The sequence below is a fragment of the Agromyces ramosus genome (assembly GCF_030817175.1).
Taxonomy (GTDB): domain Bacteria; phylum Actinomycetota; class Actinomycetes; order Actinomycetales; family Microbacteriaceae; genus Agromyces; species Agromyces ramosus_A.
Window position 1 is genome coordinate 192,623 of the sequence record NZ_JAUSYY010000001.1, and the last position, 11,529, is coordinate 204,151.

Annotated in this window: 15 protein-coding genes; 2 read left to right on the forward strand and 13 right to left on the reverse strand. The window is 70.4% G+C overall.

Annotated elements, in window-relative coordinates; genetic code table 11:
- Positions 1-6: 6 nt before the first annotated feature.
- Entirely contained in the window at positions 7-1,008 is a 1,002-nt protein-coding gene (gene rpsB / locus QFZ26_RS00900) for a 30S ribosomal protein S2 (RefSeq protein WP_307038606.1), read from the reverse strand.
- Positions 1,009-1,268: 260 nt separating this feature from the next.
- Between rpsB and QFZ26_RS00905 the strand changes: the two genes are divergently transcribed.
- Positions 1,269-1,886, forward strand: a complete 618-nt coding sequence (locus QFZ26_RS00905) for a M23 family metallopeptidase (RefSeq protein WP_307038607.1) — start codon at positions 1,269-1,271, stop codon at positions 1,884-1,886.
- Positions 1,887-1,922: 36 nt separating this feature from the next.
- Here the strand turns inward: QFZ26_RS00905 and QFZ26_RS00910 are convergent, their stop codons facing one another.
- The 10 genes from QFZ26_RS00910 to QFZ26_RS00955 form a co-directional block, all read right to left on the reverse strand.
- Positions 1,923-2,897: a tyrosine-type recombinase/integrase gene (locus QFZ26_RS00910; protein WP_307038608.1), complete on the reverse strand. Its 975-nt coding sequence runs from the start codon at positions 2,895-2,897 to the stop codon at positions 1,923-1,925.
- Between the two features lie 66 nt (positions 2,898-2,963).
- Complete coding sequence (locus tag QFZ26_RS00915) at positions 2,964-3,872, reverse strand: phosphodiesterase (RefSeq protein WP_307038609.1); 909 nt, start codon at positions 3,870-3,872, stop codon at positions 2,964-2,966.
- A gap of 79 nt (positions 3,873-3,951) precedes the next feature.
- Positions 3,952-5,217 carry a DNA-processing protein DprA gene (gene dprA, locus QFZ26_RS00920; RefSeq protein ID WP_307038610.1) on the reverse strand — a complete coding sequence of 422 codons (1,266 nt, stop codon included), beginning with the start codon at positions 5,215-5,217 and terminating at the stop codon, positions 3,952-3,954.
- Positions 5,214-6,758 (reverse strand): YifB family Mg chelatase-like AAA ATPase, encoded by a 1,545-nt coding sequence (locus QFZ26_RS00925; protein ID WP_307038611.1) that lies wholly within the window; start codon positions 6,756-6,758, stop codon positions 5,214-5,216. Before QFZ26_RS00925 ends, dprA begins: the two co-directional genes overlap by 4 nt.
- Complete coding sequence (locus QFZ26_RS00930; RefSeq protein ID WP_307038612.1) at positions 6,758-7,114, reverse strand: YraN family protein; 357 nt, start codon at positions 7,112-7,114, stop codon at positions 6,758-6,760. Before QFZ26_RS00930 ends, QFZ26_RS00925 begins: the two co-directional genes overlap by 1 nt.
- A 106-nt stretch (positions 7,115-7,220) precedes the next feature.
- The gene (locus QFZ26_RS00935; protein WP_307038613.1) at positions 7,221-7,544 is read right to left on the reverse strand and encodes a DUF2469 family protein; all 324 of its coding nucleotides are present in this window, start codon (positions 7,542-7,544) and stop codon (positions 7,221-7,223) included.
- A 6-nt stretch (positions 7,545-7,550) separates the two neighbouring features.
- Positions 7,551-8,234 (reverse strand): ribonuclease HII, encoded by a 684-nt coding sequence (locus tag QFZ26_RS00940; protein WP_307038614.1) that lies wholly within the window; start codon positions 8,232-8,234, stop codon positions 7,551-7,553.
- Positions 8,234-8,977 (reverse strand): signal peptidase I, encoded by a 744-nt coding sequence (gene lepB, locus QFZ26_RS00945; RefSeq protein ID WP_307038615.1) that lies wholly within the window; start codon positions 8,975-8,977, stop codon positions 8,234-8,236. Before lepB ends, QFZ26_RS00940 begins: the two co-directional genes overlap by 1 nt.
- Positions 8,978-9,061: 84 nt before the next feature.
- Positions 9,062-9,409 (reverse strand): 50S ribosomal protein L19, encoded by a 348-nt coding sequence (gene rplS, locus QFZ26_RS00950; protein WP_307038616.1) that lies wholly within the window; start codon positions 9,407-9,409, stop codon positions 9,062-9,064.
- A 210-nt stretch (positions 9,410-9,619) separates the two neighbouring features.
- Positions 9,620-10,129, reverse strand: a complete 510-nt coding sequence (locus QFZ26_RS00955) for a hypothetical protein (RefSeq protein WP_307038617.1) — start codon at positions 10,127-10,129, stop codon at positions 9,620-9,622.
- 85 nt (positions 10,130-10,214) lie between these two features.
- Between QFZ26_RS00955 and map the strand changes: the two genes are divergently transcribed.
- The gene (map, locus tag QFZ26_RS00960) at positions 10,215-10,982 is read left to right on the forward strand and encodes a type I methionyl aminopeptidase (RefSeq protein ID WP_307038618.1); all 768 of its coding nucleotides are present in this window, start codon (positions 10,215-10,217) and stop codon (positions 10,980-10,982) included.
- On the opposite strand, the gene QFZ26_RS00965 is transcribed toward map, so the two are convergent.
- Both QFZ26_RS00965 and nirD read right to left on the reverse strand, forming a co-directional pair.
- On the reverse strand, positions 10,966-11,109 hold the full coding sequence (locus tag QFZ26_RS00965) for a hypothetical protein (RefSeq protein ID WP_307038619.1): 144 nt from the start codon (positions 11,107-11,109) through the stop codon (positions 10,966-10,968). The genes map and QFZ26_RS00965 overlap by 17 nt on opposite strands.
- On the reverse strand, positions 11,106-11,456 hold the full coding sequence (nirD, locus tag QFZ26_RS00970; protein ID WP_307038620.1) for a nitrite reductase small subunit NirD: 351 nt from the start codon (positions 11,454-11,456) through the stop codon (positions 11,106-11,108). Before nirD ends, QFZ26_RS00965 begins: the two co-directional genes overlap by 4 nt.
- Positions 11,457-11,529 lie beyond the last annotated feature (73 nt).

Here is an 11,529-nt window from a genome sequence, read left to right on the forward strand (position 1 = left end):
GGGGGCTTACTTGGACTCGGCAGCGGGCTCGGTCTCGACGACCGGCTCGGCCTCGACTGCGGCGTCGGCCTCAGCCTCGACGACCGGCTCAGCCTCGACAGCGGCCTCGGCGTCGGCGGGCGACTCGGTCGCAGCCTCTGCGGTGGCATCCGCCGACACGGCCTCGACGACCTCGGCGAGCTCTTCGGCCTCAGCGGTCTCGCCATCGACCTTGGCGGTCTCGGGCGAGGACTGCTCGGGGGTCTGCACCTGGAGGAGCTCCTGCTCCCACTCGGCGAGCGGCTCGACGGCGGAGACGTTGCCTTCGGCCTCGGGCTTCTGGTGACGCTCGATGAGGCCCTCAGCTGCAGCATCCGCGATGATGCGGGTCAGCAGGCTGACGGAACGGATCGCGTCGTCGTTACCCGGGATCGGGTACTGGACCTCGTCGGGGTCGCAGTTCGTGTCGAGGATGCCGATGACGGGGATGCCGAGCTTCTTGGCCTCGTCGATCGCGAGGTGCTCCTTCTTGGTGTCGACCACCCAGAGGGCCGACGGCGTCTTCGACAGGTTGCGGATGCCGCCGAGCGACTTGTGCAGCTTGTCGAGCTCGCGCTTCTTGATGAGGAGTTCCTTCTTGGTGAAGCCACTCGTGGTGCCTTCGAAGTCGAGCTCCTCGAGCTCCTTCATGCGCGCGAGGCGCTTGGAGACCGTCTGGAAGTTGGTGAGGAGGCCACCGAGCCAGCGCTGGTTGACGTAGGGCTGGCCGACGCGCGTCGCCTGCTCGGCGATGGACTCCTGGGCCTGCTTCTTCGTGCCGACGAAGAGGATGGTGCCGCCGTGGGCGACGGTGTCCTTGACGAAGTCGTAGGCCTTGTCGATGTAGCCGAGCGACTGCTGCAGGTCGATGATGTAGATGCCGGAACGCTCCGTGAAGATGAACCGCTTCATCTTCGGGTTCCAACGGCGGGTCTGGTGCCCGAAGTGCACGCCGCTGTCGAGCAGCTGGCGAATGGTGACGACGGCCATGAGCCGTTCTCCTTTGTTCTCAGTTGTCGCCCCGGCCGGCGGCCTGGAGCCCTGGTGCCCGGCACGGCTCCGCCCGCTCCGAAGAGTGGGACTGAGTGGAGTCGTCGGCCGAAATGGCACGCGTAGTCACCCCGGAAGGCCGAGGTGCTCCCGACACTCTATCATCGGGACCGGTCCTCCCCAACCGCAGCCGCGCGCCGTTCCTGCACATCGCGCGACTGGGTCGGCGACGGATGCCGCGAGCCGCCGATCATCGCAGGATGACCGCCACTCCCCCGAACATCGCCGGCCCCGCCGGCCCCGCCGCCCGAGCCCGTCATCGACGCAACGGCGCCGGCATCGCTGCAGCATCTGTGCTCGTCGTCGGGACGTTCGCCGCATTCGCGTCGATCTCGCCGGCAGCGGCCGGAGCCCTCGCGCTCGGCATCGACGAGCCGGCCCGCTCCTCGCCTCCGCTCGAGTACGCGTTGCCGTGGCACTGGCCGGTGCCCGCGCCCATCCGCGTGATCGAGCCGTTCCGCGCACCGGCCACGCCGTATGCGGCGGGACACCGGGGCGTCGACCTCGCGGCGGAGCCGGGTGCCGCAGTCGTCGCTCCCGACGGGGGCGTGGTGAGCTTCGCGGGATCGGTCGCGGGGCGGGGCGTCGTCGCGATCGACCACGGCGACGGCGTCGTCAGCGCGATCGAGCCGGTCTCTGCCGCCGTGGCCGCCGGCACGGTGGTGATCGCCGGAGATGTGATCGGCACGGTTTCCGCCGGCGGTCACTGCGATGCGCGATGTGTCCACTTCGGCGTGCGCGTGCACGGCGAGTACGTGTCGCCGTTCCTCTTCCTCGGCGGCTTGCCGCGTGCGGTGCTGCTCCCCACTGCGGAGTGAGTCGCGGCGCACCGCGTTCGCGGTAGCGATCGCGGGTCACGCGCGCGGATGCGCCGTGCGGTAGCTCTGCTTGAGTCGTTCGGCCGAGACGTGCGTGTAGATCTGCGTGGTGCCGAGACTCGCGTGGCCGAGGAACTCCTGCACCGCGCGCAGGTCGGCGCCGCCGTCGAGCAGGTGCGTCGCGGCACTGTGGCGGAGCGCGTGCGGGCCGCTCGGCCCGGTGCCTGGAATCGACTCGAGCAGCGACGCCACGAACCGGTGCACGCTGCGGACTCCCATCCGGGCACCACGTGAACCAAGGAAGACCGCGTCGATCTGGGGTGACGCAATTGGAGACGGGCCGGCGGCGGTCTCGCGGCGGGCCGCCTGGGCCGCCTGGGCCGCCTGCGCTGCGGCGATCATCGCGGGGCGCGCCTCGTCGAGATAGCGGTCGAGCGCTCGGGCCGCCGGCGCACCGTAGGGCACGACGCGCTCCTTGGATCCCTTGCCGGTGACGCGCACCGTGCGCCGTCGACGATCGACGTCGCCGAGGTCGAGGCCGACGAGTTCCGACACACGAAGCGCCGAGGCATAGAGGAGCTCGGCGATGGCGGCGTCCCGCACCGCCACAGGGTCACCGCCCGCGGCCCGCGCGTGCAGGCCGGCGAGGGCTTCATCGAGCGCGGGGGCCGCCACGACCCGTGGCAGCGTCCGTTGCGCGCGGGGCGCCTTGAGGCGCACGCCCGGATCGTTGGCGAGGTGTCCGCTGCGTGCGAGCCACGCGGTGAAGCCCCGTGCCGATGCCGCGCGGCGGGCGATGCTCGCACGGGCGAGGCCTCGCTCGGTGGCGCTCCACAGCCAGTCGCGGAGCAGGGGGAGATCGATCGCCTCGGGCTCTGCGCCGCCCCGTTCCTCGGCGAAGGTGAGCAGGTCGGCGAGGTCTCCCCCATACGCGGCGACCGTGTGCTCGGAGTAGCCACGCTCGAGGCGCACGTGCGCGAGATAGTCGTCGAGGAGTCGGTCGAGGCTCACGCTTCCAGCCTGCACCCACCGGAGCACGTGAGCCTGCGGACTCGCCCGCCCGTGGCGGACTGGACCTCAGCGCTGAGGCGGCTTGCGCGAGAACCGCTCGAGGCGCTGTTCGGGGGTGAGCGTCTCGATCTCGGCGAGGAAATCGGCGCTGAAGCTCGTGACCACCGGGAAGGGGCCGACCGGCACCACCGAGGTGGTGATGTCGTCGTCGAAGAGGTGCACGAGTGTGAACGAGCGGCCGCCGTCGACACCGACGAGCTCGCGCGGAGGCGCCGACAGGTCCATCGTGTAGGCGGTGGCGCCGGCGACCGAGACGGGGACGCCGGCGAAGGACCCGTTCGTCGCGTAGTGCAGGTGTCCGCCGAGGATCAACCGTACGTTTCGCCCGCGCACGACGCCGGCCAGCTCGTCTTGGCCGCGAAGCTCGAGGATGTCCATCAGGGCGAGTGGACTCGCGATCGGCGCGTGATGCATGGCGAGGATCGTGCCCTCGGGCGCCGCCTCGGCGAGTGCGGCATCGAGCCAGTCGAGCGCGGCCGTATCGACGGCCCCGTGGTGGTAGCCGGCCACGCTCGTGTCGAGGACGATGACGCGGAGCCCCTCGATCATGGCGACGTGGTGCACCGGCTCGTCGCTCGGCGGCTCGTCGAGGAGTTCGGAGCGGAAGGCCGACCGTTCGTCATGGTTGCCCATCACCCAGATGAGCCTCGCCCCGGTCGCCTCGGCGAGGGGTTCGAGCGCGGTGCGCACGAGGCGGTAGGCATCGGGCTCGCCGAGGTCGGCGACGTCACCCGTCACGATGACCGCATCGAGGCGGTGCCCGAGTCGAGCGAGTTGCGCAGCGGATCGCTCGAGCGCGTCGACCGTGTCGGCCACGCCGCCGAGTGGTGCACCTCCGTGGAGCAGGTGCGTGTCGCTCACGTGCGCGATCACGCGCCGCGCCGCCGGGTACCTGCCGAGTTGCACTGCCGTCATGATCACACCCCCTCGCGACGTCAGCCTAAGGCGTACCCCCGATACTGCGGGCGTGCCGGCGTCGGCGTCGGCCGGCGTGTCAGCGTGAGCGAGGACGCAGCCACCCCTCAGCCCGCCTCACCGCCCCGCCGTCTGCCTCGAGCGGGCCGAGCACCGACATCAGCTCGGGCACCGACATCCCGGCCCGGCGCGCCACATCGGCCAACGTCCGGGGGCTGCGAGTGCTGAGCGCGTCGATGACTCGCAACGCCTCGGGCGCAAGCGCCGACGAAACGACCCGCGCCACCGCCGGCGCGGCACCACCGCGCGCGCCCGCGCCGGCACGCTCACCACCGCGCGCACTCGCCTGGACAGCGCCGCCCACGAGTTCGGCCATCTGCTCGGCGTCGACGACGCAGGTGGCGTCGAACTCGCGCAGCAGCCGGTGGCATCCGCGCGACGCCGGACTCGTCACCGGCCCTGGGACCGCACCGATCGGACGGCCCAGTGCGGCGGCGTGGCCTGCGGTGTTGAGTGAGCCCGAGCGGATGCCCGCCTCGAGCACGACCGTCGCGTCGCTTGCCGCGGCGATGAGGCGATTGCGCTGCAGGAAGCGCCACTTGGTGGGCGCCGCGCCGCAGGGCAGCTCGGAGGCGACGGCACCAGTGGCGGCGATGCGCGAGAGCAGCGCCTCGTGTCCGAGCGGATAGAACCGGTCGACGCCGCCGGCGAGGAAGGCCACTGTGGCCCCATCGCTCGCGAGCGCCGCGCGGTGGGCCATGCCGTCGATGCCGTAGGCACCGCCCGAGATGATCGTGAACCCGCGGTCGACGAGACCGGCGGAGGCCTCCATGGCCACGTGCTCGCCGTAGGCCGTGGCGGCACGCGCGCCGACGAGTGCGATCGGGGCGGAGGAACTCGACAGCACCCCGAGGTGTCCGCGGACCCAGAGGCCGATGGGCGCGTGGGCTCCCAGGTCGTCGACGCCGGTCGGCCAGCTGGCATCGCCGGGCACGATGAACCGCGCACCGACCCGCGCCGCCTGGGTGAGCGTGCGAGCGAACGCAGCCGGGTCGAGGCGGGGCAGCCAGCGCTCGAGGCCGGCAGCGGCCTCGCGCTCGTCGAACGGGTCACCCGACTCGGCGACGAGAGCCGCCAGCTGCTCCGCCGAGCGGCGTTCGATGAGGGCCTCGGCGGTGCGAACCGCGCCGATCGCCGCGATCGCGCGCCCGAGCACGCCATCGCCGGGCTCGCCCACATGGCCGAGCACCGCCCGTGCGACCGTCTCGACCTGAGGCCCGGTGTCGGCACGGACGGCCGCGAACTCGCGGCTCCATTGCGCTGCCGACCGTTCGACGACGTTCATACGGGGATCCCCTGCCTGAGGAAGAGTGCGCGCCCGACGTGCTCGGCGCGTGGCGAAACGGCACCCGCGAGGTCGGCGAGCGTCCACGCGGTCTTCAGCACGCGGTCGTAGCCGCGCATGGTCACGCTGCCGCGCTCGAGCGAGCGGTCGAGCTCGCGCGTGGCCTGCCCTCCGGGATGCAGGCCACCCGCACCGCGCAGCCACGGCCCGGGCATCTCGGCGTTCGTACGCCACGGCGTTCCGCGGAGCCGCTCGCCGGCCACCGCGCGAGCCTCCGTGACCTTGACGCGGGCCTCGGCACTCGAGAGCCCCGGCGTCTCTGCGGCCACCCGGAGTCCGGCGGCGGTGATGCGCGGAACCCAGATCTGAAGGTCGATGCGGTCGAGGAGCGGACCGGAGATGCGTGCGAGATAGCGCCGGCGCATGACCGGCGTGCAGGTGCAGTTGGATTCCTTGACTCCGTGATGTCCGCACGGGCACGGGTTCGCCGCGATCACGAGCTGGAACTTCGCGGGGAACGAAGCGACGGCACTGGCTCGGTGGATGTCGATCGTGCCCGACTCGAGGGGCTGCCGCAGCACGTCGAGCACGGTCGACGGGAACTCGGGCGCCTCGTCGAGGAACAGCACCCCGTGCGACGCCCGAACCGCGGCACCCGGCCGAATGAGCCGGCTGCCACCGCCCACGATCGCGGCGGCACTCGCCGTGTGGTGCGGTGACTCGAACGGCGGGCGGTGCGAGAGGCCGGAGCCGAGGTGGCGGCCGGAGAGCGACTTGATCGAGGCGACCTCGAGCGCGGCATCGGCCTCGAGGTCGGGCAGGATGCCCGGAAGGCGGGAGGCGAGCATCGTCTTGCCCGCCCCGGGGGGCCCGAGCAGGTAGAGGTGGTGACCGCCGGCGGCGGCCGCCACGAGGGCCTCGACCGCCTCGTCGTTGCCCGCGACGTCGGCGAGGTCGCCGCCGGTGGCAGGCTCGCCGAGGTCGGTGCGCGGCGCGATGGGCACCGGGTCGACGACGCGCTGCTCGTATTCGCCGCCATGCCGGATCGCGGCCTCGAGGAGCGACGACACGCCGATCACCTCGACGCCGGGCACGAGGCCCGCTTCGGCGGCGTTCGCCTCGGGCACCATGACGGTGTCGTGCCCGGCGCGCACTGCAGCGAGCACCGCGGGCAGGATGCCGTCGATCGGCCGCAGCCTGCCGTCGAGTCCGAGCTCGCCGAGGTGCACAACGCGATCGATCGACTCGATCGAGACCTCACCGGATGCTGCGAGGCAGGCGAGCGCGATCGCGAGGTCGAACCCGGAGCCGTGCTTGGGAAGGGCCGCAGGCGAGAGGTTGACCGTGAGCTTACGTTGCGGAAGCGGACAGCCGGCGTTGACGGCGGCCGACCGCACGCGTTCGCGCGCCTCGCCGAGGGCGGCATCGGGCAGGCCGATGATGACGAAGCCCGGCAGTTGCGCGGAGAGGTCGGCCTCGACCTCGACGACCGAGCCGGTGAGCCCGAGCAGCGCGACCGAGCGGGTGCGAGCGACGGCCATCAGCTGATGCCCTCGAGGTGCTCGATGAGCGCCGGCGCCTCGGTTGGGGCGAGCACGGCGACGGCGTCGATGCGGATGCGTGAGATCGGGGCATCCGTCGCCTCGCACCAGGCGATCGCGAGACGCCGCATGCGCGCGAGCTTCACCGGCGTGATCGCCTCGAACGGGTGGCCGAAGTCACTCGTCGTGCGCGTCTTCACCTCGATGAACACCGTCTCGGCACCGTCGCGCGCGACGATGTCGATCTCACCGAGCCGGCACCGCCAGTTGCGGTCGAGCACCGCCATGCCGCGCCCGACCACATGGTCGACCGCGAGCTGTTCGCCGCGCCGACCGAGTTCTGCATTGTGCGCCATCCGCACCACCTCCGCGCCAAGCGTGGCGTGGTGCGGCGACGGCATCGGTGGCGTGCGGGCTCAGCGGTGAACATCCGCCGGGAACGGCGGATGGGGAGGACGAGTGCTACTCGTCGAGCGCGAGCTCTTTCGGCAGTTCGAAGTCGCGAGTCGCGAGTTCTTCGACGTTCACGTCTTTGAACGTGAGCACGCGCACCGACTTCACGAAGCGGTCGGCACGGTAGACGTCCCAGACCCAGACGTCTTTCATGGTCAGCTCGAAGTAGAAGTCGTGCTCGGTGTCGCGGCGCACGAGCTCCACCTCATTGGCGAGGTAGAAGCGCCGTTCTGTTTCGACCACGTACTTGAACTGCGACACGATGTCGCGGTACTCGCGGTACAGGGCAAGCTCGACCTCTCGGTCGTAGTCTTCGAACTCGTCTTCATCCATCGTGGTTCATCCTACGCCGAGCTCGAACAGCGCCGGCGCGGGCTCCGAGCGATCGTGGAGCCACGTGGCGCGGTGCAGCTCGCTCGGACCGTGCTCGTCGATGGCCGCGAAATGGGCCGCACTGGAATAGCCCTTGTTCTCGTTCCATGCGTAGAGGGGCGTTGCGTCGTGGGCACGGCGCATGCCGCCGTCGCGGTGCACCTTCGCGATCACGGATGCCGCAGCGACCGAGGCGCAGTCGCGGTCGGCCTTGATTCGAGTCACGACGCGCGCGCGGTGCTCGATCGAGCGGCTCAGCCAGTCGTAGTTGCCATCGAGGATGAGCGGGGCACCGTCGAGCTCGTGTTCGGCGGCGGCGAGTGCGGCGAACGCCCTCGCACCGGCGAGGCCCAGGCACGCCATGATGCCGAGTTCGTCGATCTCGGCAGCGGATGCCTCGCCCACCGCCCAGCCGCGCACCCACGCCGTGGCCCTCGGCGCCATCGCCTCGCGTCGCGGCTCGCTCATGAGCTTCGAGTCGCGCAGCCCTGCGGGCATGCGCCGCACGCTCGCGTCGATGAGCACGAGTCCGACGCTCACCGGTCCGGCGAGCGCGCCCCGACCGACCTCGTCGCAGGCGAGCACGATGGGTGCCCCGCCGTCGAACAGCTCGCGCTCGGCGCGGAGTGAGGGAACAGGGACCGGAACCATCACCCGTTGCCCTCCGCGACGCCGTCGAACACCTGCGGGTAGTTGTCGAGCCAGATCCAGTGCGAGACGGGCCAGCTGACGACGAACGCACGACCGACGACATTGTCGATCGGCACGAAGCCCTCGAGCGGAGTGTCGGTGTTGTAGCGCGAGTCCTTCGAGTTGTAGCGGTTGTCGCCCATGACCCAGAGCGAGTCGTCGCGCACGACGACGTCGAAGTCGTCGCGCGAGACCTTGCTCTCGCCGGGCGGCAGCGCGACGTACGGTTCGTCGAGCGGCACGCCGTTGACGCTCATCTGGCCGAGTGCGTTGCAGCAGACGATGTGGTCGCCGGGCAGGCCGATGACCCGTTTCACGAGGTGGTCGTTCGAGTCGGGTGCCGAGAGGCCGACGAAGGCGAGGAACCAGTCGACGGCGGCCACGAGCGGTGGCTGCGGCGTCTCGACTCGTGCCGGGAGCCATCCGCCCGGATCTTTGAACACGACGACGTCGCCGCGCTCGATCGGGGTGACCTCGGGAACGAGCTGGTTGACGATGATGCGATCGTCTTTCACGAGCGTCTCCTCCATCGACTGCGATGGGATGAAGAACGACCTGATGAGGAACGTCTTGATGAGGAACGAGACCAGTACCGCCACCACGAAGATGACGAGCAGGTCTCGCAGGAAGAGGAGAATTCCTCGTTTCCTACGTGCCGATTCCGAGCTCGCGCGATCTGTTCGCGTGCTTGTGTCTTGTGTCATTTAACCGCCCGAGCTCCCCACCCAGTCTAGGGGTGGAGAGCTCGGGGTCGAGTCTCGCTCGACGGGTGATCCGGGTGTGTCGGATCAGCTGTCGCGCTTCTCCTTGATCTTCGCCTTCTTGCCGCGGAGCTTGCGCAGGTAGTAGAGCTTCGCGCGACGGACGTCACCGCGGGTGACGACCTCGATGTGGTCGATGACCGGCGAGTGCACGGGGAACTTGCGCTCGACACCGACCTGGAAGCTGACCTTGCGGACCGTGAACGTCTCGCGAACGCCCTCGCCCTGACGGCCGATGACGACGCCCTGGAAGACCTGGATGCGCGAACGCGAGCCTTCGACGATGTTGACGTGCACCTTGACGGTGTCGCCGGGGCGGAAGTCGGGGATGTCCGACCTCAGGCTCGCGGCGTCGACGTGGTCGAGGATATGCATGATGGTTCGCTCTCTGCGCCCGCAACCGGTCGAACGCTGATCTCTGGATGGAAGTGTCTGGTGCCGCCCGTGCGATCGATCGTGATCATTCGCACTGTGCATGCTCCCCGGAGGCAGAGACTCGCGGCGGCACAATCCTCTATTGTGCCATGCCGGACGCCTGTCGGGCAAAGCGGAGGTCATGTCACGGAGCTCAGCACGTGGATGAGTTCAGTCGCGCACCTCGTGCACGATGATGACGTCGTCATCGCCGTCATCGGGCGAGCGGCGTGCGGGCCCGGCATCCGCCCGCGAACCGGGCACCTGCTGCTGCGCGGCGAGCCGTTCGAACTCCGCCATCGAAGCCTGCACCCGCCGCGCGCCGTCGCCCACGAGCTGCCAGATGGCGACCCAGAAGGCGGCGATCGCGAGCAGGATGGCGAGCACGCCGAAGGTCGTGGCGGATGCCCCGTAGAACCCGATGCCGATGATCGCGGCGTGCCACGCCCCGATCACGCCGACATCGATCCACGACACCGCGCGCTCTTCGCGCACGGTCGGGCGGACATTCACCAGGAGCGCGACCACGCCGAGCGAGACGAAGGCGATGGGCACGGCGAACACGAGCCCGAGCGTGCCCCAGCCGCCGCCGCCGAAGATCGCCCAGCCCACGGCGAGCCAGACCGGCAGCACGACGATGGCGAGGTACTGCCAACGGCGGAAGAGGCGGCGGATCAGCATGCCCACAGCGTAACTCCGGACGCTCCACGTGCGCCGGGTGTTCACTCAGGGCGGAGCCGACAGAATAGACGCGGAGAGGATGAGCGTGATTGAACTGAGGACCCCGGCCGAGATCGAGCAGATGCGGCCCGCCGGCCGCTTCGTGGCAAGCGTGCTCGAGGCCACGTCGAAGGCCGCGGCCGTCGGCGTGAACCTGCTCGAGCTCGATGCGCTCGCGCACGAGATGATCCGCGCTGCCGGCGCCGAGAGCTGCTACATCGACTACCACCCCTCGTTCGGCGCGAGCCCGTTCGGCAAGGTCATCTGCACCTCGGTCAACGACGCCGTGCTGCACGGCCTCCCCCACGACTACCGGCTGCGCGACGGCGACCTGCTGAGCCTCGACTTCGCGGCATCCGTCGACGGATGGGTCGCCGACTCGGCGATCTCGATGGTCGTCGGCACTCCCCGCACCGAAGACCTGCGGCTCATCGACACCACGCGTCGCGCCCTCGACGCCGGCATCGCCGCCGCGCGCGTGGGCAACCGCATCGGCGACATCTCCCGGGCCATCGCCGACGTCGCGAAGTCCGAGGGGTACGCCATCAACACCGACTTCGGCGGCCACGGCGTCGGCCGCACCATGCACGGCGACCCGCACATCCCCAACAACGGGCGTCCCGGCCGTGGGCTGCCCCTGAAGGCGGGCCTCGTCGTCGCGATCGAGCCGTGGTTCCTCGAGACGACCGATCGCATCTTCACCGACGCCGACGGATGGACCCTGCGCAGCGCCGACGGCTCCCGTGGTGCGCACTCGGAGCACACGATCGCCATCACCGAGGGCGACCCGATCGTGCTCACGCAGCGCGCGTGAGCGCGGCGGCCTCGAAGTAGCGGTCGAGCACGAGCTCGACGAGCGGCTCGGGCGGCGAGGCATCCGTGCGGCCCTCGGGCGACGACGTGCCGTGCGAGGCGGCCACGAGCGCCGGCGGCCGGGTCATCGGTCGAGCTCGACCTCGATCATCCCGCCCACGATGCGCGTGCGATAGGTGCGCAGGGCGAGGCCGGGGTCGGTGAAGCACTCGCCCGTCCCGAGGTCGTAGACCTCCTTGTGCAGCGGCGAGGCGATCGTCGGCCGATCGCCGCGCGAGCCGACGATTCCGCGGGCCATCACGGGCGCACCCGTGTGCGGGTCGTGGTGGGTCACGGCATACACCTCCTCATCGGTGATTCGAACGAGCGCGACCTGGTGGGTGCCGAGCAGCGCGACCTCACCCCATCCCGGCTCGAGGTCCGCGACCTCGCACGTGCGCTCCCAGGTGGTCGTCATCTCGATCGTCGGCGGCATCGGGGCTCCTCTCATCCTGGCACCGACGCTACGTTCCGGGTGTTTCCCCTGCGGCCTCCGAGTGTTTCACCGA

What these genes read in the sequence shown, in the direction of transcription:
- rpsB (WP_307038606.1), bottom strand. Translation starts at nt 1,008, where the DNA reads ATGGCCGTCGTCACCATTCGCCAGCTGCTCGACAGCGGCGTGCACTTC.
- QFZ26_RS00905 (WP_307038607.1), top strand. Translation starts at nt 1,269, where the DNA reads ATGACCGCCACTCCCCCGAACATCGCCGGCCCCGCCGGCCCCGCCGCC.
- QFZ26_RS00915 (WP_307038609.1), bottom strand. Translation starts at nt 3,872, where the DNA reads ATGACGGCAGTGCAACTCGGCAGGTACCCGGCGGCGCGGCGCGTGATC.
- dprA (WP_307038610.1), bottom strand. Translation starts at nt 5,217, where the DNA reads ATGAACGTCGTCGAACGGTCGGCAGCGCAATGGAGCCGCGAGTTCGCG.
- QFZ26_RS00925 (WP_307038611.1), bottom strand. Translation starts at nt 6,758, where the DNA reads ATGGCCGTCGCTCGCACCCGCTCGGTCGCGCTGCTCGGGCTCACCGGC.
- QFZ26_RS00930 (WP_307038612.1), bottom strand. Translation starts at nt 7,114, where the DNA reads ATGGCGCACAATGCAGAACTCGGTCGGCGCGGCGAACAGCTCGCGGTC.
- QFZ26_RS00935 (WP_307038613.1), bottom strand. Translation starts at nt 7,544, where the DNA reads ATGGATGAAGACGAGTTCGAAGACTACGACCGAGAGGTCGAGCTTGCC.
- QFZ26_RS00940 (WP_307038614.1), bottom strand. Translation starts at nt 8,234, where the DNA reads ATGGTTCCGGTCCCTGTTCCCTCACTCCGCGCCGAGCGCGAGCTGTTC.
- lepB (WP_307038615.1), bottom strand. Translation starts at nt 8,977, where the DNA reads ATGACACAAGACACAAGCACGCGAACAGATCGCGCGAGCTCGGAATCG.
- rplS (WP_307038616.1), bottom strand. Translation starts at nt 9,409, where the DNA reads ATGCATATCCTCGACCACGTCGACGCCGCGAGCCTGAGGTCGGACATC.
- QFZ26_RS00955 (WP_307038617.1), bottom strand. Translation starts at nt 10,129, where the DNA reads ATGCTGATCCGCCGCCTCTTCCGCCGTTGGCAGTACCTCGCCATCGTC.
- QFZ26_RS00965 (WP_307038619.1), bottom strand. Translation starts at nt 11,109, where the DNA reads ATGACCCGGCCGCCGGCGCTCGTGGCCGCCTCGCACGGCACGTCGTCG.
- nirD (WP_307038620.1), bottom strand. Translation starts at nt 11,456, where the DNA reads ATGCCGCCGACGATCGAGATGACGACCACCTGGGAGCGCACGTGCGAG.